The 22,720-nt window shown below is 69.5% G+C and carries 20 protein-coding genes; 10 read left to right on the top strand and 10 right to left on the bottom strand.

What is annotated here, in order from left to right; translation table 11 throughout:
• Nucleotides 1-133 precede the first annotated feature (133 nt).
• Nucleotides 134-574: an SseB family protein gene (locus ACIREO_RS39630; protein ID WP_404119959.1), complete on the bottom strand. Its 441-nt coding sequence runs from the start codon at nt 572-574 to the stop codon at nt 134-136.
• A 171-nt stretch (nt 575-745) separates the two neighbouring features.
• Here ACIREO_RS39630 and ACIREO_RS39625 point away from each other — a divergent pair, with 171 nt between their 5' ends.
• The 3 genes from ACIREO_RS39625 (at nt 746) to ACIREO_RS39615 (ending at nt 4,425) form a co-directional block, all read left to right on the top strand.
• Nucleotides 746-2,572, top strand: a complete 1,827-nt coding sequence (locus tag ACIREO_RS39625; protein WP_404119956.1) for an acyl-CoA dehydrogenase — start codon at nt 746-748, stop codon at nt 2,570-2,572.
• Between the two features lie 230 nt (nt 2,573-2,802).
• Entirely contained in the window at nt 2,803-4,101 is a 1,299-nt protein-coding gene (locus ACIREO_RS39620; protein WP_404119954.1) for a M18 family aminopeptidase, read from the top strand.
• Between the two features lie 102 nt (nt 4,102-4,203).
• Complete coding sequence (locus ACIREO_RS39615; protein ID WP_404119951.1) at nt 4,204-4,425, top strand: DUF6458 family protein; 222 nt, start codon at nt 4,204-4,206, stop codon at nt 4,423-4,425.
• Between the two features lie 82 nt (nt 4,426-4,507).
• Here the strand turns inward: ACIREO_RS39615 and ACIREO_RS39610 are convergent, their stop codons facing one another.
• Nucleotides 4,508-6,319, bottom strand: a complete 1,812-nt coding sequence (locus tag ACIREO_RS39610; protein ID WP_404119949.1) for an NHL domain-containing thioredoxin family protein — start codon at nt 6,317-6,319, stop codon at nt 4,508-4,510.
• A 64-nt stretch (nt 6,320-6,383) separates the two neighbouring features.
• Between ACIREO_RS39610 and ACIREO_RS39605 the strand changes: the two genes are divergently transcribed.
• The gene (locus ACIREO_RS39605; RefSeq protein ID WP_404119948.1) at nt 6,384-6,890 is read left to right on the top strand and encodes an LURP-one-related/scramblase family protein; all 507 of its coding nucleotides are present in this window, start codon (nt 6,384-6,386) and stop codon (nt 6,888-6,890) included.
• Between the two features lie 69 nt (nt 6,891-6,959).
• Here the strand turns inward: ACIREO_RS39605 and ACIREO_RS39600 are convergent, their stop codons facing one another.
• Nucleotides 6,960-7,757 (bottom strand): carbon-nitrogen family hydrolase, encoded by a 798-nt coding sequence (locus ACIREO_RS39600; protein ID WP_404119945.1) that lies wholly within the window; start codon nt 7,755-7,757, stop codon nt 6,960-6,962.
• A 214-nt stretch (nt 7,758-7,971) separates the two neighbouring features.
• Between ACIREO_RS39600 and ACIREO_RS39595 the strand changes: the two genes are divergently transcribed.
• A complete protein-coding gene (locus ACIREO_RS39595; protein ID WP_404119942.1) occupies nt 7,972-8,796 on the top strand; it encodes a maleylpyruvate isomerase family mycothiol-dependent enzyme in 825 nt (274 codons plus the stop codon).
• A gap of 77 nt (nt 8,797-8,873) precedes the next feature.
• Here ACIREO_RS39595 and ACIREO_RS39590 read toward each other — a convergent pair whose 3' ends face one another.
• Both ACIREO_RS39590 and ACIREO_RS39585 read right to left on the bottom strand, forming a co-directional pair.
• Nucleotides 8,874-10,181 (bottom strand): nitrate/nitrite transporter, encoded by a 1,308-nt coding sequence (locus tag ACIREO_RS39590; RefSeq protein WP_404119940.1) that lies wholly within the window; start codon nt 10,179-10,181, stop codon nt 8,874-8,876.
• The gene (locus ACIREO_RS39585; RefSeq protein WP_404119937.1) at nt 10,178-10,837 is read right to left on the bottom strand and encodes a GntR family transcriptional regulator; all 660 of its coding nucleotides are present in this window, start codon (nt 10,835-10,837) and stop codon (nt 10,178-10,180) included. The genes ACIREO_RS39590 and ACIREO_RS39585 overlap by 4 nt, the downstream gene beginning before the upstream one ends.
• A 184-nt stretch (nt 10,838-11,021) precedes the next feature.
• On the opposite strand from ACIREO_RS39585, the gene ACIREO_RS39580 reads away from it, so the two are divergent.
• The gene (locus tag ACIREO_RS39580; RefSeq protein ID WP_404119934.1) at nt 11,022-11,921 is read left to right on the top strand and encodes a D-alanyl-D-alanine carboxypeptidase family protein; all 900 of its coding nucleotides are present in this window, start codon (nt 11,022-11,024) and stop codon (nt 11,919-11,921) included.
• 112 nt (nt 11,922-12,033) lie between these two features.
• On the opposite strand, the gene ACIREO_RS39575 is transcribed toward ACIREO_RS39580, so the two are convergent.
• The 4 genes from ACIREO_RS39575 to pdhA all read right to left on the bottom strand — a co-directional run bounded on the left by ACIREO_RS39575 (nt 12,034) and on the right by pdhA (nt 16,454).
• Complete coding sequence (locus ACIREO_RS39575; RefSeq protein ID WP_404119932.1) at nt 12,034-12,708, bottom strand: DUF4232 domain-containing protein; 675 nt, start codon at nt 12,706-12,708, stop codon at nt 12,034-12,036.
• Between the two features lie 200 nt (nt 12,709-12,908).
• On the bottom strand, nt 12,909-14,300 hold the full coding sequence (locus ACIREO_RS39570; protein ID WP_404119929.1) for a dihydrolipoamide acetyltransferase family protein: 1,392 nt from the start codon (nt 14,298-14,300) through the stop codon (nt 12,909-12,911).
• A gap of 10 nt (nt 14,301-14,310) precedes the next feature.
• Complete coding sequence (locus ACIREO_RS39565) at nt 14,311-15,291, bottom strand: alpha-ketoacid dehydrogenase subunit beta (RefSeq protein WP_404119926.1); 981 nt, start codon at nt 15,289-15,291, stop codon at nt 14,311-14,313.
• A 2-nt stretch (nt 15,292-15,293) separates the two neighbouring features.
• A complete protein-coding gene (gene pdhA, locus ACIREO_RS39560) occupies nt 15,294-16,454 on the bottom strand; it encodes a pyruvate dehydrogenase (acetyl-transferring) E1 component subunit alpha (protein WP_404119923.1) in 1,161 nt (386 codons plus the stop codon).
• Nucleotides 16,455-16,800: 346 nt separating this feature from the next.
• On the opposite strand from pdhA, the gene ACIREO_RS39555 reads away from it, so the two are divergent.
• From ACIREO_RS39555 to ACIREO_RS39545, 3 genes are all read left to right on the top strand, one after another.
• On the top strand, nt 16,801-17,460 hold the full coding sequence (locus tag ACIREO_RS39555) for a response regulator (RefSeq protein ID WP_404119921.1): 660 nt from the start codon (nt 16,801-16,803) through the stop codon (nt 17,458-17,460).
• Between the two features lie 123 nt (nt 17,461-17,583).
• A complete protein-coding gene (locus tag ACIREO_RS39550) occupies nt 17,584-18,072 on the top strand; it encodes a pyridoxamine 5'-phosphate oxidase family protein (protein WP_404119918.1) in 489 nt (162 codons plus the stop codon).
• A gap of 25 nt (nt 18,073-18,097) precedes the next feature.
• Complete coding sequence (locus ACIREO_RS39545; protein WP_404119916.1) at nt 18,098-19,153, top strand: phosphotransferase; 1,056 nt, start codon at nt 18,098-18,100, stop codon at nt 19,151-19,153.
• Between the two features lie 24 nt (nt 19,154-19,177).
• Here ACIREO_RS39545 and ACIREO_RS39540 read toward each other — a convergent pair whose 3' ends face one another.
• Nucleotides 19,178-20,788: a protein kinase gene (locus ACIREO_RS39540; RefSeq protein WP_404119914.1), complete on the bottom strand. Its 1,611-nt coding sequence runs from the start codon at nt 20,786-20,788 to the stop codon at nt 19,178-19,180.
• Nucleotides 20,789-21,081: 293 nt separating this feature from the next.
• On the opposite strand from ACIREO_RS39540, the gene ACIREO_RS39535 reads away from it, so the two are divergent.
• Nucleotides 21,082-22,707 (top strand): protein kinase, encoded by a 1,626-nt coding sequence (locus ACIREO_RS39535; RefSeq protein ID WP_404119912.1) that lies wholly within the window; start codon nt 21,082-21,084, stop codon nt 22,705-22,707.
• Nucleotides 22,708-22,720: the final 13 nt, after the last annotated feature.

Genomic DNA, 22,720 nt, shown 5'->3' with positions numbered 1-22,720 from the left:
AACGCTCGGCTGGGAAACCCCAGCCGAGCGTCTGGCTAAACTCCTCGCGGCCTAGACAACCGACCACGTGTTGCAACGATCGCTAGAAACCGCCAACGGTGTGGGCCCTCCGTCACTGCGAGGCGATGTACGGCTAGCCGTACATACGGCGCATCGCGAAGTCGACCATCTGCTCCACCGCCTTGGCGTCGAAGACCATGCGGTGATCGCCCTCCATGTCCAGGACGAAGCCGTACCCCGTCGGGAGCAGGTCGATCACCTCGGCGCCGGTGATCACGAAGTACTTGGACTCCTTGCCCGCATAGCTCCGCAGCTCCTTGAGCGTGGTGAACATGGGGATCACCGGCTGCTGGGTGTTGTGGAGAGCCAGGAAGCCCGGGTTGTCGCCGCGCGGGCAGTAGACCTTCGCCGTGGCGAAGACCTGCTGGAAGTCCTCCGCGGACAGCGATCCGGTCGTGAAGGCCCGTACCGCGTCGGCCAGGGACGGCGGCGAGGGCTCGGGGTACAACGGCTGCTCGCCGTAGCCGCCGCCCATCTGCTGCTGTGCGCCCTGGTTCTGGTCGTAGCCATACATGCCGCAAAGAGTAATCGGACACATCTGTGCCTTGAGGGGTTGCGTCTTATTACTGACGGGTAGCATCATCGTGGGGGTCAGGTGATATACCCACGCCAGGCCGTCCGTCGCCCGATCCTCACTCCTCCACGGGGCGCTGCGCGCCACTGCTATTGATTACGGAGCCTTCCCATGGGGCACTACAAGTCGAATCTCCGCGACATCGAGTTCAACCTCTTCGAGGTCCTCGGGCGCGACAAGCTGTACGGCACCGGTCCGTTCGCGGAGATGGACGTCGACACCGCGAAGAGCATCCTGGACGAGGTCACCCGCCTCGCGGAGAACGAGCTCGCCGATTCGTACGCCGACGCCGACCGCAACCCGCCGGTCTTCGACCCCGAGACGAACACCGCGCCCGTCCCGGCCTCCTTCAAGAAGTCGTACCAGGCGTTCATGGACTCCGAGTACTGGCGTCTGGGCCTGCCCGAGGAGATCGGCGGCACGACGTCGCCGCGCTCCCTGATCTGGGGTTACGCGGAGCTGCTGCTCGGCTCGAACCCGGCGGTCTGGATGTACTCCTCCGGTCCCGCGTTCGCCGGCATCCTCTTCGACGAGGGCAACGAGGCGCAGAAGAAGGTCGCCGAGATCGCCGTCGAGAAGCAGTGGGGCTCGACGATGGTGCTGACCGAGCCGGACGCCGGCTCGGACGTCGGCGCCGGCCGCACGAAGGCGGTCGAGCAGGAGGACGGCTCCTGGCACATCGAGGGTGTGAAGCGCTTCATCACCTCGGGCGAGCACGACATGTCCGAGAACATCCTCCACTACGTCCTGGCACGCCCCGAGGGCGCCGGACCTGGCACCAAGGGCCTCTCCCTCTTCCTGGTCCCGAAGTTCCACTTCGACTGGACCACCGGCGAGATCGGTGCGCGCAACGGCGTGTACGCGACGAACGTCGAGCACAAGATGGGCCTCAAGGCGTCGAACACCTGCGAGATGACCTTCGGCGACCAGCACCCCGCCAAGGGCTGGCTGATCGGTGACAAGCACGACGGCATCCGCCAGATGTTCCGCATCATCGAGTTCGCCCGCATGATGGTCGGCACGAAGGCCATCGCGGCTCTCTCCGCGGGCTACCTCAACGCGCTGGAGTACGCCAAGGAGCGCGTCCAGGGAACCGACCTGTCTCAGTTCATGGACAAGACGGCCCCCAAGGTCACCATCACGCACCACCCCGACGTGCGCCGCTCCCTCATGACGCAGAAGGCGTACGCCGAGGGCATGCGCTCCCTCGTGCTGTACACCGCCTCCGTCCAGGACGCGATCCAGGTGAAGGAGGCCGCGGGCGAGGACTCCAAGGCGCTCAACGGCCTCAACGACCTGCTGCTCCCGATCGTGAAGGGCTACGGCTCCGAGAAGTCCTACGAGCAGCTCGCGCAGTCGCTCCAGACCTTCGGTGGCTCCGGATACCTCCAGGAGTACCCGGTCGAGCAGTACATTCGTGACGCCAAGATCGACACCCTGTACGAGGGCACGACGGCGATCCAGGGCCAGGACTTCTTCTTCCGGAAGATCGTCCGCGACCAGGGCGCCTCGCTGAACACCCTCTCCGAGGAGATCAAGAAGTTCCTCGCGGGTGCCCAGGGCAACGAGGAGCTGTCCGGCTCGCTGGACAACCTCGCCAAGGCCGCGGTGGACCTGGAGGCGATCGTCGGCACGATGATCACCGACCTCACCGCCACGAGCGAGGACGTCAAGAACATCTACAAGGTCGGTCTCAACACGACCCGCCTCCTGATGGCCTCCGGCGATGTCGTCGTCGGCTACCTGCTGCTCAAGGGCGCGGTCGTGGCCTCCGAGAAGCTGCGCAACGCCTCCGCCAAGGACACCGCCTTCTACCAGGGCAAGATCGCCGCCGCGAAGTTCTTCGCCGCGAACGTCCTGCCCGGCGTCTCCGGCGAGCGCGCGCTGGCCGAGGCCGTCGACAACTCGCTGATGGAGTTGGACGAGGCCGCGTTCTAGGGTCTTTCGTTCGGGCAACGCCGCGAGGTGCGGTGCCAGACCCCGCGAGCCCAGCATGATCCAAACGAGGGGCCCTGGTAATCGCCCCTCCCGGCCGTCACCCGGCGCCGTCATCCGGATCCTCCGGGTGGCGGCGCCGTCGGCGTCCCTGACAACTTTCCGGACACAGCCCGCCGACTGCCTCCGTACACCGTGAAACGTCCCGGTCTGCCGTCGTTACAGTGAGGCACATGAGCTCTCCCCTCCGCTTCGACCGCGGGCACACCGACGATCTGATGGCCTTCCTGATGGCCTCACCTTCCCCGTACCACGCTGTGGCCACGGCCGCCTCGCGGCTGGAGAAGGCCGGATTCCGGCAGGTCGAGGAGACGGACGCGTGGGACGGCTCCACGGGCGGGAAGTACGTCCTGCGGGGCGGGGCCATCGTGGCCTGGTACGTGCCGGAGGGCGCCGACGCCCACACCCCGTTCAGGATCGTGGGGGCCCACACCGACTCCCCCAACCTGCGGGTCAAGCCGCTGCCCGACACGGGCGCGTACGGCTGGCGCCAGATCGCCGTCGAGGTCTACGGCGGGACGCTGCTGAACACCTGGCTCGACCGGGACCTCGGTCTCGCCGGCCGCCTCTCCCTGCGCGACGGCACGCACCGGCTGGTCGACATCGACCGGCCCCTGCTGCGGGTTCCCCAGCTGGCCGTGCACCTGGACCGGTCCGCCAACCCCGACGGCCTCAAGCTCGACCGCCAGAAGCACATGCAGCCGATCTGGGGGCTCGGTGACGTCGAGGAGGGCGACCTCATCCGCTTCGTCGCCGAAGAGGCGGGCGTGGAGCCCGCGGAGATCACCGGCTGGGACCTCATGCCGCACCCGGTCGAGCCGCCCGCCTACCTGGGCCGGGACCGCGAGCTCCTCGCGGGTCCGCGCATGGACAACCTGCTCTCGGTGCACGCCGCGACGGCGGCGCTGGCCGCGGTGACCGCACAGCCGGACGACGAGATCCCGTACATCCCCGTGCTGGCCGCATTCGACCACGAGGAGAACGGCTCCCAGTCCGACACCGGCGCGGACGGCCCGCTGCTCGGCACGGTCCTGGAACGCTCCGTGTACGCCCGCGGCGGTTCGTACGAGGACCGCGCCCGGGCCTTCGCCGGAACCGTGTGCCTCTCCTCGGACACCGGCCACGCCGTCCACCCCAACTACGCCGAGCGGCACGACCCGACGCACCATCCCGTTGCCAACGGTGGGCCGATCCTCAAGGTCAACGTCAACATGCGCTACGCGACCGACGGCAGCGGCCGCGCCGTGTTCGCCGCGGCCTGCGAGAAGGCCGGCGTGCCGTGGCAGACGTTCGTCTCCAACAACTCGATGCCGTGCGGCACGACGATCGGCCCGATCACCGCGGCCCGGCACGGCATCCGGACCGTCGACATCGGTGTGGCGATCCTTTCGATGCACAGCGCGCGCGAGCTGTGCGGTGCCGACGACCCCTATCTCCTGGCCAACGCGCTCAGCGCCTTCCTCGCGGGCTGACCCTCCGCCGCTCCAACCGCCTCTGTGGACATGGTTGTTACCGGGCCGGGTACGCGAGCTGTACACGGCCCGGATTCACCGGGCCGTCGAGAGGCGGAAATCATGGGACTCGGAGGATGCATTCTCCTGATCGGTGCCGGGGCGATTCTGGCGTTCGCCACCGACTGGGAAATGGACACCGTCAACGTCGACCTGGTCGGCTGGATCATGATGATCGTCGGTCTCGTGGGGGTCTTCGTCTACGTGAGCATCGCGCGCCGCCGCCGCATGGTCGTGCCGCCCACCACCACGGTCGTCTCGGAGGACGAGCGACGCTACCAGTGAGCTGACAGTCCGACGGACGGCGCGGGCCCGTCGGATCGAGCCGCCGGGGCCGGCCGTACGGCGCCGGCGGCTGAGGCCGTCGTCAGCCCTGTTCGTCCATCCCGGCAAGTACCAGCGGGAGCCTGGACGTCCCTGACGTGGTGACGTTCACGGGGACGCCCCAGTCCTGCTGGTGCACATGGCAGGCCGGGTACTCGTTGGCCGGGTCGTCGTCGCAGGACGCCGCCATCGCGGACACATGCAGGACGCCCTCGGTGACCCCGTCCGCGAGGACCAGGTCACGGCTCAGATCCGTCCCCTGACCCGACCCCTCGGCCAGCAGTTCCGGCGGGGTCGAGGAGACCAGCAGCCGGGTGGAGGGGCCGTACCGGGTGTCCAGCTTCTGCCCGGCGGGCGCCTGGAAGACCACGTCCAGCCGCAGGGTGCCGGCGGCGACCTCGGTGGCCGCGCGCTGGGTGCGGTGGGCCCGGTCCGCGACCCGCACGGCCTCCTCGGGGAGCCGCAGCCGGGTCAGCCGGTGCCGCGCGGACTCCACCACCACCAGATCGCCGTCCACCAGCACCGCGTCGCTCGGCTCCCGCAGGTCCGTGGCCAGCGTGGTGACCTCACCGCTCTCCGGGTCGAAGCGCCGCAGCGCGTGGTTGTAGGTGTCGCTGACGGCGACGGAGCCGTCCGGGAGGGCGGTGACGCCCAGCGGGTGCTGGAGGAGCGCCTCCCCTGCCGGGCCGTCGCGGTGGCCGAAGTCGAAGAGACCCGTACCGACGGCTGTGTGTACGGCTCCGTCCCGGTCCACATAGCGCAGCGCGGAGGTCTCGGAGTCGGCGACCCAGAGCCGGTCCCCGGCCGCGGCCAGACCGGACGGCTGCGCGAACCACGCCTCGTCCCCCGGCCCGTCGACCAGGCCCTCGTTGGTCGTACCGGCCGCGACCCGCACCGTGCCCTGCTCGGGGTCGTACGTCCACAGCTGGTGCACCCCGGCCATCGCGATCCACAGCCGGTCGCCGAACCAGGCGATGTCCCAGGGCGACGACAGGTCCACCGCCGTGGCCGGGCCGCTGGTGGCGGAACCCTGCCACCACTGGCGTCCGGTCCCGGCGAGCGTGGTCGTCATGCCCGTCGTGAGGTCGAGCGCCCTGATCGTATGGTTGACCGTGTCCGCGACGGCGATCCGGCCGTCGGGCAGGACGGCGAGGCCCTGCGGTTCGCTGAACCGGGCGTCGTCCGGACCGCCGTCCGCGAATCCGCGCTCACCGGCACCGAAGTGTCCCCGTACGGTCTCGCCGTCGGCGTCCAGCTCCACCAGGCGGTGCCGGGTGGTGTCCGAGACCAGGAATCCGCCGTCCGGGAGCACGAGCGCCTTGCCGGGGAACCGCAGGTGTGTGGCGACCGGCTCCGGAGCGACGTAGGGGCCGTCGCCGCGGTGCAGGGTGCCCTTCGCGGTGTGCTCGGCCTCCAGCTCCTCGACCAGCTTCTCGATGGCGTGCGCGTGCCCCTCACCGGCGTGCTGCGCGACGACATAGCCCTCGGGGTCCACGACGACGAGCGTGGGCCAGGCCCGGACGGCGTACTGCTTCCAGGTGGCGAGCTCGGGGTCGTCGAGGACGGGGTGGTGCACCTCGTACCGCTCGACGGCGTCGACCACGGCCTGGTGCTCCGCCTCGTGCACGAACTTCGGGGAGTGGACACCGATGATCACCACGGTGTCGCGGTGCTTCTCCTCCAGCTCACGCAACTCATCGAGCACGTGCAGACAGTTCACGCAGCAGAATGTCCAGAAATCCAGAATGACAATGCGTCCCCGCAGGTCAGCAAGGGTGTACTGCCGGTCGCCTGTATTGAGCCAGCCGCCCTTGCCGATCAGTTCGGGGGCGCGGACACGTGCACGTGCTGTCATGACACCAGTCAACAGCACTGCGCCCTGCGCGCATTCCGGCAGGACGTCGGGGAACCTGTGATCCATGAGACTTCTCGTACGTGAGCGACTGTTCGGCGTCGGCGACGACTACTGGATCGAGGACACGGACGGGCGGAAGCTCTTCCTGGTCGACGGCAAGGCCATGCGCCTCCGTGACACCTTCGAGCTCAAGGACGCGGACGGCCGGGTGCTGGTGGAGATCCGCCAGAAGCTGATCAGCCTGCGCGACACGATGCTGATCGAGCGGGACGGCGAGGAACTCGCCAAGATCAAACGGAAGCGGCTCTCGCTCCTGCGCAACCACTACCGGGTGACCCTGGTGGACGGCACCGAGCTGGACGTCAGCGGCAAGATCCTGGACCGCGAGTTCGCCGTCGACTACGACGGTGAGCTGCTCGCCCAGATCTCCCGGCGCTGGCTGACCGTCCGCGACACCTACGGCGTGGACATCGTGCGGGAGGACGCCGATGTGCCGCTGCTTCTCGCCGTGGCGGTGTGCGTCATCGTCCTCGCGGACAAGGAGCACGACAAGGAACACGGCGAGGACTGAACGATGCACTCGGACCGCGGGCCCTGTTTCACGTGAAACAGGGCCCACGGTCCGATCAGTCCGTACGGGTCAGGCCAGGCGCCGCGGCGCGAGGCCCAGACGGCGGTCCTTGAGCGCGGGGAACTGCTCCCGGGTGGCGGTGGCCTTCGCCGGGTCGAACTCCACGGTGAGCACCTCCTCGGCTCCACCTGCCTCGGCGAGCACCTCACCCCAGGGGTCGACGACGATGCTGTGGCCCGCCTGCTCGACCCCCGCATGGGTGCCCGCCGACCCGACCGCCAGGACGTACGCCTGGTTCTCGACCGCGCGGGCCTGCGCCAGCAGCGTCCAGTGCGAACGGCGGCGCTCCGGCCAGCCGGCCGCGACGATCAGGGTTTCGGCCCCCGCGTCGACGAGCCCCCGGAACTGCTCGGGGAAGCGGAGGTCGTAGCAGGTGGCGATGCCGAGCGTGGTCTCCGGGAGGGCGACGGTGACGAGTTCCTCGCCTGCCCCCATCAGCACCGCTTCGCCCTTGTCGAAGCCGAAGCGATGGATCTTGCGGTAGGAGGCGGCCAGTTCACCCTCGGGCGAGAACACCAGCGAGGTGTTGTAGAGGGTGCCGTCCTCGGCGCGCTCGACGAAGGACCCGGCGTGCAGCCAGACCCCGGCCTCGGCCGCCGCCTTCGCCATGATGTCGTACGTGGGGCCCTGAAGAGGTTCGGCCTCATCGGCGAACGCGGTATAGGCGAAGGCACCGACCGGCCAGAGCTCGGGGAGGACGACCAGGTCCGCTCCCCGCTGCGCCACGACCAGCGAAGCCGCGCGCTCTCTACGGGAATTGACCGATTCATCCGGGTTTACTGCGATCTGGATGAGGGAGGCGAGCACACTACCACCGTCCTGGCATGGAAGCCGTCAACGCGGGCCTACGATCGTCACACGAAAGCACTGCCGGGGTGCCTGCTCGCAGCGTAACTTAGCGAGCGAACTCCCCACGCAGACCGCAGACAGCAGACCGCAGACAGCACCGTCGGTGCCGGCCGTCCCGTCCGGCACTCCCTGCTCGCCAGCCCACGCACCGCAGAACCGCACGAGGGGTCCCGTGACCGTCCATCCCAGCCTCCAGAACTATGCCGATGCCTGGACCCAGTCCGTCGAGTCGATAGCCGAGCTGGTCAAGCCACTCGTCGAGGGGGAGTGGAACCGCCGGACGCCCTGTCCTGGCTGGTCGGTACGCGACATCGTCTCGCACGTCATCGGCATGGAGTGCGAGCAGCTCGGCGATCCTCGCCCGATCCACACGCTGCCGCGCGACCTGTACCACGTGCAGAACGACAACCAGCGCTACATGGAGATGCAGGTCGACGTACGGCGCCACCACACCGCGCCGGAGATGACCTCGGAGCTGGAGTACACGCTCATCCGGCGCATGCGTCAGCTGCGCAACGAGTCGCGCGCCCCCGAGACCATGGTGCGGGCGCCCCTCGGTACCGAGCAGACGCTGGAGCTGGCACTGCGCATGCGGGCCTTCGACGTCTGGGTACATGAACAGGATCTGCGCACCACGCTGGGGCAGCCCGGCAATCTGGACTCCCCCGGCGCCCTGGTCGTCCGGGACACGCTGCTGGCAGGACTGGCGAAGGTGGTCGCCAAGGGCGCGGGCGCACCGCCCAATTCGGCCGTGGTCTTCGATGTGCACGGCCCACTGGAGTTCCTGCGTACGGTCAGGGTCGACGGCGAGGGCCGCGGTTCGGTCGACGGCGCTCCGTCGCTGGGCCCCGCGGCGACCCTGGCGATGGACTGGGAGACGTACTACCGGCTGGCCTGCGGCCGGGTCCGGCTCCAGGCCGTGGAGGACCGGATCAAGATCGAGGGCGACCAGGAGCTGGCGGCCGAGATCCTGCGCCACTTCACCGTGACCCCGTAGCACCGGACCGGCGGCGCCCGTCCGTCGGCGCCCGTCCGGCGGCGGGGAACCGGGACGGGCGCGCCGGCAGGGCGCTGTCAGGCGGGCACGTGCACGGCTTCGACCCGGCTGACGACATGGTGATCGCGTTCCCTGTGCGTGGCACCGGCGTGCAGGCGCAGGATCTGCACGACGCCGAGCGCCTCCAGGACGAAGACCGACGCGAACGCGACGCGGTAGTTGTCCCCGGTCGCGTCGAGCAGGACGCCGACCGCGAACAGCGTCGTCATCGAGGCGACGAAACCGCCCATGTTGACGATGCCGGAAGCGGTTCCCTGGCGTTCCGGCGGATTGGCCGGCCGGCCGAAGTCGAAGCCGATCATCGAGGCGGGACCGCAGGATCCGAGCACCACGCACAGGGTGATCAGCAGCCACATCGGCGCATGGTCGCCGGGATAGAAGATCGTGCAGGCCCAGAGCAGTGCGGTCATCGCGACCGTGCCCAGTGCCAGCGGTGCGCGCGCCGCGTGATGGCGGGCGATGACCTGCCCGTAGACGAGCCCCACCACCATGTTGGAGAGCACCACCAGGGTGAGCAGCTCACCGGCGGTGCCCCTGCTCAGTCCCTGTGCCTCGACCAGGAACGGCAGGCCCCACAGCAGCAGGAAGACCATGCCGGGGAACTGCGTCGTGAAGTGGACCCACATACCCAGGCGGGTGCCGGGCTCCCGCCAGGAAGCGGCGATCTGCTTACGCACGTACGCCGCTCCGGCGTGCTCGGCGGGCGGCGGCTCGTGACCCTCGGGGTGGTCCTTGAGGAAGAGCAGCAGCGGTACCAGCACCACCACACCGGCCAGCGAGCTGCCGACGAAGGTCGTGGTCCAGCCGAACCCGTGCAGCGCGCGGGCGATGAAGAGGGTCGAGACGAGGTTGCCCGCCATACCGAAGAGCCCGGTCACCTGCCCGACCAACGGTCCTCGCCTGGCGGGGAACCACCGGGCCCCGAGCCGCAGCACGCTGATGAACGTCATCGCGTCACCGCAGCCGAGCATCGCGCGGGAGGCGAGCGCCATGCCGTACGAGGGGGAGAGCGCGAAGCCCAGCTGCCCCAGCGTGAAGAGCACCACCCCGATCGTGAGGACCTTCTTGGTGCCGAGCCGGTCGACCATGAGGCCCACGGGTATCTGCATACCGGCGTAGACGAGCAGCTGAAGGATGGAGAACGTCGACAGGGCCGAGGCGTTGACGTCGAACCGGTCGGCCGCGTCGAGTCCGGCGACGCCCAGACTCGTACGGAAGATGATGGCGACGAAGTAGACGGCGACGCCGATGCCCCAGATCCACAGGGCACGCCGGCCGCCGGGCGGGTCTCCGGGCAGGGAGAGGGTGGGCGCGGCGGAGGTCATCGGTCATCCCCCCTGACCAGCACCCTGACCCGGCTGACATGACGCCGGACGACCTGCGCGGCGCCTTCGGCGTCGCCCGCCCTGATGGCCTCCAGCAGGTCACCGTGCTCGGCGAGGTTGGCGGCGATCCGGCCGGGATGCGCCTCCATCACTGCGACGCCCATCCGCAGCTGCCGGTCACGGAGCTGGTCGTAGAGGCGCGAGAGGATCTCGTTGCCCGCGTTCTTCACGATCTCCGCGTGGAAACAGCGGTCCTTGACGGAGACGGCGGCCAGATCGCCCGCCTCGGCGAGCTCCCGCTGCTCCTCCAGGAGCTGTTCGAGCCGGGCGATCAGCCTTGCCGGCGCGGGCACGGCCTTCCGTGCGGCGAACTCCTCCACGAGCAGCCGGGTCTCCACCACATCGGAGATCTCCTGCGCGGAGACGGCGAGCACCAGTGCGCCCTTCTTCGGGTAGAGCTTGATCAGCCCTTCGACCTCGAGGCGGAGCAGCGCCTCCCGCACCGGGGTCCGGGATACGCCGACGGCCTCGGCCAGGTCGCCCTCGGTGAGGAGCGTGCCGCCCTCGTAGCGGCGGTCGAGGACCGCTTCCTTGATGTGGGTGTAGACGCGTTCGGCTGCGGGTGGCGGCTTGGGGGCTGTGGGGGCGGCAGGCATGCACACAGCATAGATACAAGATGGGTGCGTCCGCCTCCCCGTCCGCGATCCGGACCCCTCGGGGCGGCCACGCAGCACGCTGTCACTCTTACGGGTGCACAGCCCTCGGGTGCCCTCATGAGTCTCATGACCAGGGCGGCACTCCCGTGCGGCAGCCCCCTCAGGGACACTTGGAGTATTCACGTTGAAAAACGGCATTACGAGTATCCGCCGCGCCTCCGTCGCGGCCACGGTCACCCTGGCGGCCGGCGCCGTCCTCGCAAGCGGGGTATTCGCCCCGGCGGCCGGGGCGGCGGCACCGCCGAAGCCCACGATCAACGCCAAGGGGGGCTTCGTGATGGACAACGCCACCGCGAGGACGCTCTACGGCAAAGCCGCTGACACCCGCCGCTCCACCGGCTCCACGACGAAGGTCATGACCGCCAAGGTGGTGCTTGCACAGAAGAACCTGAACCTTGATTCCAAGGTCACGGTCCAGAAGGCCTACAGCGACTACATCGTCTCGAAGACCGCCTCGTCGGCCCGGCTGATCGTCGGCGACAAGGTCACGGTCCGCCAGCTCCTGTACGGCCTGATGCTGCCGTCCGGCTGCGACGCCGCGTACGCGCTCGCCGACAGGTTCGGCTCCGGTTCCACCCGTGCGGCCCGGGTGAAGTCGTTCATCGGCAAGATGAACGCCTCCGCGAAGAGTCTCGGCCTGAAGAACACCCGCTTCGACTCGTTCGACGGAATCGGCGGCAAATCCAACTACTCCACGCCGCGCGACCTGACGAAGATCGCCGGCAGCGCGATGAAGAACTCCACGTTCCGGGCGATCGTGAAGACGAGGTCGACCAAGCAGAAGGTCACGACGAAGAACGGCGGCTACCGCTACATGTCGTGGTCGAACACCAACCCGCTGCTGGGGAGTTACAGCGGCGCGATCGGTGTGAAGACCGGCTCGGGCCCGTCGGCCAAGTACTGCCTGGTCTTCGCCGCGACCCGTAAGGGCAGGACGGTCATCGGTACGGTCCTGACCTCCTCCTCGGCGGCGAACCGCACGTCGGACGCGAAGAAGCTCCTGGACCACGCCTTCAAGAAGTAGCCGGGTCCGGCGCGACGGAGGAGGGCCCCGCACACCACGCCGCGGGGCCCCTCCTCCGTGTCCGACAACGCGCCGAATCAGTTCCGACGACTCCCGGGACAGCCCTCAGCGGTCAGCCTCCCTGTCCGGCGCTTCCGATCGGGCCGACCTTCACCGATGAACCGGAGCCGTCCGTGACCGGCAGCGAGCCCTCGCCCGGCCAGTCGAGGGTGACCGACTTCGTCTCGTTCGGCGGGGTCACCACCAGCCCGGTGATGCGGACGCCGGAGCCGCCCGAGTCATTGAGCGGGTACTCGACGGGGAACCAGATCGCCTTCCCGTCCTTGAGGACGTACGGGTCGCCGGGCTCACCCGTACGCTCGGCGGAGATCGTCCCCGAGTTGGTCTTCAGGTCGACGCCCGCGAACCCGGAGATCACGCAGTCCTCGCCTCCACCGTTCTTCAGCTCCACCACGACGGTGCCGTCGGGGTCGCCGTCGATGTAGTTGTCCTGCGCCGTGATCTCGAGCTCGTCGGTGGTGCACTTGCCGGCCTCGGCGTCGGACCCGCTCCCGCTACCGCCGGAGGTCGATCCGGCGGAGTCCGGCTCACCGGACTCCGACCCGGCGGAGTCCTTCCCGCCGTCCTGGTCCGAGCCATCCGAGCCTGCGCCGGACGAGGGCGCGGCGGACGCGGACGACTCGGACGACGGGTCGGTCTGTCCCGGACCGTCGTCTTCCTGGCAGGCCGTGAGCGAGAGACCGGCGGCTACGACCAGGGCGGCGAAGGTGAGCTTGCGAGCACGCATCGTTTCTTCCTCAGCATCGGTTGACAGTGCCGGTCGCCCGGTACGGGTCGGTACCGGCGAGCGCTTCTGATCAACAGGAGCGGTCCGGAGTGCCCGGCCGTTCCGTCCGGCCACCGCCTAATACATGGCTGTTACATGCGCGCCGGGCCCGGACATGCCGATGGGCCCGCGCGACATTCACGCGGGCCCATCGCACACACCTACGCCCAGGTGATCAGACGCTTCGGCTGTTCCAGGACCGCCGCGACATCCGCAAGCACCTTGGAGCCGAGCTCACCGTCGACCAGCCGGTGGTCGAACGACAGCGCCAGCGTGGTGACCTGGCGGGGCTTCACCTTGCCCTTGTGGACCCATGGCTGGAGCTTGATCGTCCCGACCGCGAGGATCGCGGACTCGCCCGGGTTCAGGATCGGCGTACCCGTGTCGACGCCGAAGACACCGACGTTGGTGATGGTCACCGTGCCGCCCGCCATCGCGGCCGGGGACGTCTTCCCCTCCCGTGCGGTGGTGACCAGCTCGCCCAGCGACGCGGCCAACTGCGGCAGCGTCTGCTCGTGCGCGTCCTTGATGTTCGGCACGATCAGACCGCGCGGGGTGGCGGCGGCGATACCCAGATTGACGTAGTGCTTCTGCACGATCTCCTGGCCGGCCTCGTCCCAGGCAGCGTTGACCTCCGGGTTGCGCCTGATCGCGACGAGTAGCGCCTTGGCGATGATCAGGAGGGGGTTGACCCGGACCCCCGCCATGTCCTTGTCCTCCTTGAGCTCACCGACGAGCTTCATCGTGCGCGTCACGTCGACGGTCACGAACTCGGTGACGTGCGGCGCGGTGAAGGCGCTGCCGACCATGGCCTGCGCGATGGCCTTGCGTACGCCCTTGACCGGGATGCGGGTCTCCCGGGCCGCCCGGTCCACCGGTGCCGCCACGGGTGCGGGGGCCGGAGCGGCCTCCTCGGTCCGGGCGGGGGCCTCGGCGGGGGCCGGGGCGGCAGCCGCGTGGACGTCCTCACGGGTGATGACGCCGCCCTCGCCGGTCGGAGTGACCGTGGCAAGGTCGATTCCCAGGTCCTTCGCCAGCTTGCGCACCGGCGGCTTGGCGAGCGGACGGGTCTCCACGGCCTTCGCGGCGTGGCCGTTGATCTCGGCCTGGATCGCGGCGGCGGCCGGACCGGGGATCTCGGGCCCCTTGCGGGCCCGGCGCTTGGTGGAGCTCTCGGCCACGCCGTAGCCGACGAGCACCGGCTGACGGCCCTTGGGCGCTTCCGCTTCGGCCTCCGGCACGGGCTCCTGCACGGCTTCGGGAGCCGCCGGGGCGTCACCGCTGCCCGGCGCCACGTCCACCGCGATGATCACCTCGCCGACGTCGACGGTCGAGCCCTCGGGGAAGCGCAGCTCGTGCACCACCCCGTCGAACGGGACCGGCAGCTCGACGGCGGCCTTGGCCGTCTCGACCTCGCACACCACCTGGCCGTCGGTGACGGTGTCGCCGGGCTGGACGAACCACTTGAGGATCTCCGCCTCGGTCAGTCCTTCGCCCACGTCGGGCATCTTGAACTCACGGAAACGAGCAGACGTTTCGGTCATCGTCGTCACGACCCTCTCCTCAGTACGCCAGCGAGCGGTCGACGGCGTCGAGCACCCGGTCGAGGCCCGGCAGGTACTCGTCCTCGAGCCGTGCGGGCGGATAGGGGACGTGGTAGCCGCCGACCCGCAGCACCGGCGCTTCGAGATGGTAGAAGCAGCGCTCGGTGATCCGGGCCGCGATCTCGGCCCCGGAGCCGTAGAACACCGGCGCCTCGTGGACCACCACGAGCCGGCGGGTCCTCTCGACCGAGGTCTGTACGGCGTCGAAGTCGATCGGGGACATGGACCGCAGGTCCAGGACCTCGATCGACTTGCCCTCCTCCTGCGCCGCGGCGGCCGCCTCCAGGCAGACCTTCACCATCGGGCCGTACGCGACGAGCGTGAGGTCGGTGCCCTCACGGGCCACCGCGGCCTTGTGGAGCGGGCCGGGGATGGACTCGGTGTCGAGCTCCCCCTTGTCCCAGTAACGCCGCTTGGGCTCGAAGAAGATGATCGGGTCGTCACTCTGGACGGCCTGCTGCATCATCCAGTAGGCGTCGCTCGCGTTGGACGGCGAGACCACCTTCAGGCCGGCCACGTGTGCGAACAGCGCTTCGGGCGACTCGCTGTGGTGCTCGACGGCACCGATGCCGCCGCCGTACGGGATGCGGATGACGACCGGCATCTTGATCTTGCCGAGTGCGCGGGCGTGCATCTTCGCGAGCTGCGTGACGATCTGGTCGTACGCGGGGAACACGAAACCGTCGAACTGGATCTCGACGATCGGCCGGTAACCGCGCAGGGCGAGCCCGATCGCCGTACCGACGATGCCGGACTCGGCGAGCGGGGTGTCGATGACCCGTCCCTCTCCGAAGTCCTTCTGCAGCCCGTCCGTGATGCGGAAGACCCCGCCGAGCTTGCCGACGTCCTCACCCATGATGAGGACCTTGGGGTCGGTCTCGAGAGCCTTGCGCAGCGACTCGTTGAGCGCCTTCGCGATGGACATCTTCTCAGCGGCCATGGCTAGTTGCCCTCCTCGGCGAACGATGCCTGGTAGGCGGCGAACTGGGCGCGCTCCTCGTCGACGAGGGGGTTGCCGTCGGCGTAGGCGTGGTCGAAGATCGCCAGCCGGTCCGGGTCGGGCATGGACCGCACCGCTTCGCGTACTCGCTTGCCGAGGGTCTCGCTCTCCTCCTCCAGCGCGGTGAAGTACGCCGCGTCGGCGAGGTCCTGCTTCTCCAGATACGTACGCAGCCGCAGGATCGGGTCCTTGGCCTCCCAGGCCGCCCGCTCCTCGTCCGCCCGGTACTTGGTCGGGTCGTCGGAGGTGGTGTGGGCGCCCATCCGGTAGGTGAACGCCTCGACGAGGGTCGGCCCCTCGCCCCGTCGGGCCCGCTCCAGCGCCGACCTGGTGACGGCCAGGCACGCGAGTACGTCGTTGCCGTCGACCCGTACGCCCGGGAAACCGAAGCCCTGCGCGCGCTGGTAGAGCGGCACGCGCGTCTGCTTCTCGGTCGGCTCGGAGATCGCCCACTGGTTGTTCTGGCAGAAGAACACGACGGGGGCGTTGTAGACGGCGGAGAAGGTGAACGCCTCCGCGACGTCGCCCTGGCTGGAGGCGCCGTCACCGAAGTACGCGATCACCGCGGAGTCCGCGCCGTCCTTGGCGACGCCCATGGCGTAGCCGGTGGCGTGCAGGGTCTGCGAGCCGATGACGATGGTGTACAGGTGGAAGTTGTTGGTGTTCGGGTCCCAGCCGCCGTGGTTCACGCCACGGAACATCCCGAGCAGGTTGGTCGGGTCGACGCCCCGGCACCAGGCGACACCGTGCTCCCGGTAGGTCGGGAAGACGTAGTCGTCATCGCGCAGCGCCCGGCCGGAGCCGATCTGCGCGGCCTCCTGGCCCAGCAGCGAGGCCCAGAGGCCCAGCTCGCCCTGGCGCTGCAGCGCGGTGGCCTCGGCGTCGAAACGACGGGTCAGGACCATGTCCCGGTAGAGACCGCGGAGCTCGTCCGCGGTCAGGTCGATCTCGAATTCCGGGTGCTCGACGCGCTCGCCCTCGGGCGTCAGCAGCTGTACCAGCTGGGGCTCGGAACTCTCCGGCGTCTTCGCGGGCGTCTTCGCGGCGCTGGTCCGCTTGCTGCTGCGTCGCGGTTTGCGCGCGGCAGTGCTCTCCACGGTCACGTGCGTGCTCCTCCGTCGGTCCGGCCCCCGGGGTGGCCGGGAACCAGTGCGGCTCGCCTGTGTCCGGACCCGTGCACGGGGTGGGTGCAACTCGGCCGGGAACAGGCGTGACAGGTGCCCCGGCGAGCGTCCTGCCATAAGCACGTTACCCAGTGCATCGCATAACTGCGAAACACCTTGTGACCTGCGATTTTGCTTGGATTTCCAAGTAAATCCAGAAAATCGCCAAGTCCCGCTGGTCACAGCACTGGTAACAGCCTTGCAGGCGGCCGGAACAACGGCACGTTATCCCGGCCGGCAGGCGCAGGGAAGGGCGGGCGACAAAGGAGTGTGTGAGACTTCGAATGTGCGCGAAGAAGGAAAAATCACGGTATTCCTGCTCGATGATCACGAAGTCGTCCGGCGCGGGGTTCACGAGCTGCTGTCCTCCGAGGAGGACATCGAGGTCGTGGGCGAGGCGGGCACGGCCGCTGACGCGCTCGCACGGATCCCCGCGACCCGGCCCGACGTCGCCGTCCTGGACGTACGGCTGCCGGACGGGAGCGGGGTGGAGGTCTGCCGCGAGGTCCGCTCGCGGGACGAGAACATCAAGTGCCTCATGCTCACCTCGTACGCCGACGACGAGGCCCTTTTCGACGCGATCATGGCCGGCGCCTCGGGGTACGTACTGAAGGCCATCCGCGGCAACGAACTGCTCAGCGCCGTACGCGACGTGGCGGCCGGCAAGTCCCTGCTGGACCCCGCGGCCACCGCCCGCGTGCTGGAAAGGCTGCGCGAGGGCAAGGACGGCAAGGGGGACGACCGCCTGTCCGGGCTGACCGACCAGGAGCGCAGGATCCTCGACCTGATCGGCGAGGGGCTGACGAACCGGGTGATCGGCGAGCGGCTGCATCTGGCCGAGAAGACCATCAAGAACTACGTCTCCAGCCTGCTCTCCAAGCTGGGCATGGAGCGGCGTTCACAGGCGGCGGCGTACGTGGCGAGGCTTCAGGCCGAGAAGCGCTGAGGGGCGCCGAGGACCGGCCGGCGCGGCAAGGCGACCTCGGTTCCCGGCAGGGGACTTTGGTCCCTGGCCGTCGGGGCGGCGGACCCTTACACGGCTCCTACCTGGAGGCGGAGAGTGGGGGGCATGCTTTCTTCCCGCCCCTCCGACGCCGGAACCGCGGCCGGCGCCGGCTCCTCCGGACCGTGCCGCGCCCCGGCCCCATCGGCCGCGGACAAGCTCCGGGCCATCGAGCTGCTCGGCAGTGTCCGCTACGGCCGGCTGGCCATGAGCATGCGGGCCCTGCCCTTCCTGGCGGTGGCCCGGCACCTGGTGATGGAGGGCCGTGTCTTCTTGCGTATGCACAGGGGTCTCGGCTTCCACGAGTCCTGTGACGGAAGCGTCATCGCCTACGGGGCGGACAACTTCAGCTCCTCCGCGGCCGACCCTGCCGAAGACCTCTGGTCGGTGCAGTTCACCGGCCCCGCCGAGATCGTGCACCTGGCCTCCGACCAGCGCGAACGCTTCGGGACCGGCCCGGCCGAGGTGAACGGCGAAGGCTTTGATCCGGTGTATCTACGGCTCGATCCGCACCTCACCCATATGCACACTCTGACCTTCGACGCAAGTCCGTAGAACCGGCCACATAGCGTCACCTAACATGTGTCGAGTGCTGCGCTCATCTGTGACCCTCCCGCCTGTCCCTCCGGTCGGCGAGGTTCTGCGCCGCTACCCGGGCGCCGGTGAACCCCTCGCCTGCGAACCCATCGGCAAGGGCCTGCTCAACCACGGATACCGCGTGTCCACCACCCGCGGCTCGTACTTCCTCAAGCACCACCTCGACAAGCACCACCTCGACGACGCCAGCGGTGATCACGCCACGATCGTCCGGCAGCACCGGGCGACCCAGCAGCTGCACTCCCTCGGTGTGCCGGTGGCCCCGCCCCTCTCGGACACAGAGGGTGACACGGTCACGGTGATCGACGGGCAGCGCTACGCCCTGCACCGTTGGGTGGACGGCCTCCACCGGGACGGCGCCCAGCTGACGACCGCCCAGTCCCGTCGGCTCGGGGCACTCCTCGGAGCCGTACACACAGGTCTGGAACAGGTCATGGAGGCGGACCCGCCGCCTCCGGTACGGGGCCGGAGCCCTGATCCCGCCGATACGTTCACGCTGATCGACGAACTGCTGACGGCCGCGCGGCACATGAGCCCGCGGGACGCGTTCGACGAGCTCGCCGTGCACCGTCTCGTGGAACGCCGCGCCCTGCTGGAGCAGCACGCCCACCGCCGCCCGCCCACGCCCGAGGGCTCCGCCAGGGGATGGGTGCACGGCGACTTCCACCCGCTGAATCTGCTCTACCGGGGCGCCGACCCCGTCGCGATCGTGGACTGGGACCGGCTCGGCGTACAGCCTCGCGCGGAGGAGGCCGTACGGGCGGCGGCGATCTTCTTCGTCCGGCCGGACGGCGAGCTGGCCCTGGAGAAGGTCCGGGCGTACGCCCGCGCCTATCGGCGCTCGGCGGGCGCCGGGGCGGCGGAGCTGGCGGCCGCTGTGCACCGGGTGTGGTGGGAGCGCCTCAACGACTTCTGGATACTGCGCTGGCGCTACCGCCTGCACGACCGCAGGGCCGACCCGCAGTTCCCTGCGGTGTCGGCCCTGGCGGTGTGGTGGACGCGCGAGTACGAGGCGGTCGGCGAGGCCTTCACGGGGTGAGGGCCTCGGCCCTCAGGCCCTCGGTCAGCCGGTGGTGCCCGCCGCTCCCTCCGCGGCGCCCGCCGCGGCGCCCGCCGATGTGCCGGCGTTGGTTCCCGCCGTCGTCGCGCCCTCGTCGTCGCCGGTGCCACCGTCCTCGGTACCACCGTCGGCACCGGTGCCGCCGTCGTCACCGGTGCCGCCATCCGTCGTCGTACCGCCGTCATCCGTTCCGCCCGTGCCGGGCGCCGGCGACGTGGGTGTCACCGTCGGCTCCTTGGTCGGCTCGGTCGGGTCGTTCGACGGGGCCCAGGTCGGGTCGTCGGTCGGCCATGTCTGACCGCCCGAGGAATCGCCCGGCTCCTCGGTCTCCTGCGTCTCCTCGTCCGTCGGCTCCGGTGAGGACGGGGTCGGCGAAGGGGAGACCGAGGTGGAGGGCGAAGTCGGGGACTTCTTGTTGCCGCCGTCGCCGTTCGCCGCCTGGAGGGCGAACGCGACGCCCGCACCGATCGCGATGAGCGCGAGCAGGACGAACAGCCACATCTTGCCGCGACCGCCGCCGTTGCGATGGCCACCGCCCGCGTACGCCCCGTCGTCGGGGTTCATGGGCGGCAGGATCGGGCCCTGCGAGGTGTCCCCGTGCGTGGGGTGCCCCATGGCCGCCGTGCTGCCGCCGACGTTCATCGCAGCCGTGTGACCGCCGTCGTGCGGATTGACCGGGCCGGTGTTCCACGTACCCGTGTGTCCGCCCTGGACCTGCAGCATCTGCAGGCTGTACTGGACGAGGCCGCGCATCTCCTCGGCGCTCTGGAACCGGTCGTCCGGGTCCTTCGCGAGGGAACGCATGACGAGGCCGTCCAGCTCCGGCGGGACCTCCCCGGCGGCCTGCGAGGGCGGGACCGGGATGTCCTGGACGTGCTGGTAGACGACGGAGAGCGGGGTCTCGCCCGTGAACGGGGGCCGCAGGGCGAGCAGTTCGTAGAGCAGACAGCCGGTGGCGTACAGGTCGGAGCGGTGGTCGACCGCCTTGCCGAGCGCCTGCTCCGGGGAGAGGTACTGGGGCGTGCCCATGACCATGCCGGTCTGGGTCATCGTCGACTGGACGCCGTGCAGCGCGCGGGCGATGCCGAAGTCCATCACCTTGACGGCACCGGAGTGCGTGATGATCACGTTCGCCGGCTTGATGTCACGGTGCACGATGCCGTGCTGATGGGAGTACGCCAGGGCTTCCAGGACACCCGAGACGATGATCAGCGCCTGCTCGGGCGGGGGCGCCTCGGCCTCGAGCAGCAGATCGCGGATGGTGTTGCCCTCGACGAGCTCCATCACGATGTACGGCACGGTCGCCCCGCCCACGACATCCTCACCGGAGTCGTACACGGCGACGATCGCATGGTGGTTGAGCCCTGCGACCGACTGCGCCTCGCGCGTGAAACGGGCCTTGGAGACCGGGTCCTCGGCAAGGTCGGAGCGGAGCAGTTTCACCGCCACCGTGCGGCCGAGACGGACGTCCTCCGCGGCGTAGACCTCGGCCATGCCGCCGCGGCCGAGCCGGTGGGTCATGCGGTAACGGCCGTCCCCGACCACACCGCCGACACCCCAGGAGTCGGTGCCATCCGAAACTCCGCCGCCGTTTGCTTCGGATCCGGGTGCCATCAGTCCTCGCCGTCGTATCTGTCCGCGCGTCCGCGGGTTCTCACGGTGCCTTGCTGCATTGCCAGGTCACGCTACAGCCTCTGTCCGACACACCGGTTTCCAGAGTGACGGACCATCCAATCGGCTCGCGCGCCGTCCGCGCAAATTCCATGCGCTTCCTGTAACGCTTCCGAGACGCTTCTTGTGCGTAGGGTCACGGAACGGGCACCCGGCTTGACGTGTCGTACCCCTCGGGCAGACTTGGCCTGTAACAGGGATGATCGCGTCCGTCGGGCGCCGAGGGGGAGCAAGTCATGAGCCACGACGGCGCACAGGGGCGCTACGCGGGCGGTTCCGTGGCCGGCGGCCGCTACCAGCTGCGCGACCTGCTCGGCGAGGGCGGCATGGCGTCCGTCTACCTCGCGTACGACACGGCACTCGACCGCCAGGTCGCCATCAAGACGCTGCACACGGAGCTGGGGCGCGAGCAGTCCTTCCGCGAGCGGTTCCGGCGCGAGGCGCAGGCCGTGGCGAAGCTGCAGCACACCAACATCGTCTCGGTGTTCGACACGGGCGAGGACGAGCTCGGCGGCGCGCTGATGCCGTACATCGTCATGGAGTACGTCGAGGGGCAGCCGCTCGGCTCCATGCTCCAGTCGGACGTCCAGCAGCACGGCGCGATGCCGGCCGAGAAGGCACTCAAGGTGACGGCTGACGTGCTAGCCGCCCTGGAGACGAGTCACGAGATGGGCCTGGTCCACCGCGACATCAAGCCCGGCAACGTGATGATGACCAAGCGCGGCGTCGTCAAGGTCATGGACTTCGGCATCGCCCGTGCCATGCAGTCGGGCGTCACCTCGATGACCCAGACCGGCATGGTCGTCGGCACCCCGCAGTACCTCTCCCCCGAGCAGGCGCTGGGCCGGGCCGTCGACGCGCGCTCCGACCTGTATTCCGTCGGCATCATGCTCTTCCAGCTGCTCACGGGCCGTATCCCGTTCGACGCGGACTCCGCGCTCGCCATCGCGTACGCGCATGTGCAGGAGGAGCCGGTCGCCCCTTCGACAGTCAACCGGTCGGTCACGCCCGCGATGGACGCCCTTGTCGCCCGCGCACTGAAAAAGAACCCGAACGAGCGCTTCCCGAGCGCCGCCGCGATGCAGGACGAGATCATGCGCGTGCTGAGCGCGAGCAGCCCCGCGGGCGCCCCGGTGATCATCGGCGGCGGCAACCCGGCGAACAGCGGCTCGGGAGTCGGCTCGGCGGTCTTCCCGCCTGTCGACCAGGCCGCTCCGGCACCGCACAGTGTGCAGACGCCCTACCAGCCGCAGCCCCACCAGCAGCAACAGCCCGGCCCCTACGGTGCGCCGACCCCCGCGCCCACGCCGGGCTACGGCTACCCGCAGGCGGCCCAGCCGTACGGCACTCCGGCGCCGATGGCGCACCAGACCCCGCCTCCGTACGCGATGTCCCCGCAGACGGTGACGGCCGGCGGCGGCGCATCCAGGCGCAACATGCCGGTCGTCGTGGGGTCGATCGTGGTCGCACTGGTCGCGATCGGCGGCCTGATCGTGTTCCTCAACATGAACGGCGACCCGGAGAACGGCAAGGGCGGCGACCCGGGCTCCGGCGAGTCCGCCGTGGCGGGCGAGCACAAGCCCCCGGAGCGGAACCGGACGATGGAAACCGACAAGTGCACGGACGCCACCGAGGACTCCGACGACCCGGCGAAGGTCCAGGCGCCGAATTTCGTCTACAAGGACATCATCTCGGCGAAGTCCTGCGCAGCCGCGGCCGGCTGGACGGTCAAGGTCATCGAGGTGGAGGGCAACACCTACGCGGAGGACCAGGTCGTCGACCAGTTCCCGACCGCAGGAGCGGCCGTGGCCGAGCGGGGCGCCCACTTCGAGCTGCGCATCGCGACGGGCGACCCGGCCTGATCCGGCCGTAGCT

It is taken from the genome of Streptomyces sp. NPDC102441 (assembly GCF_044765585.1).
Classification (GTDB): Bacteria; Actinomycetota; Actinomycetes; order Streptomycetales; family Streptomycetaceae; genus Streptomyces.
This window is presented reverse-complemented; position numbering and strand designations above follow the sequence as displayed.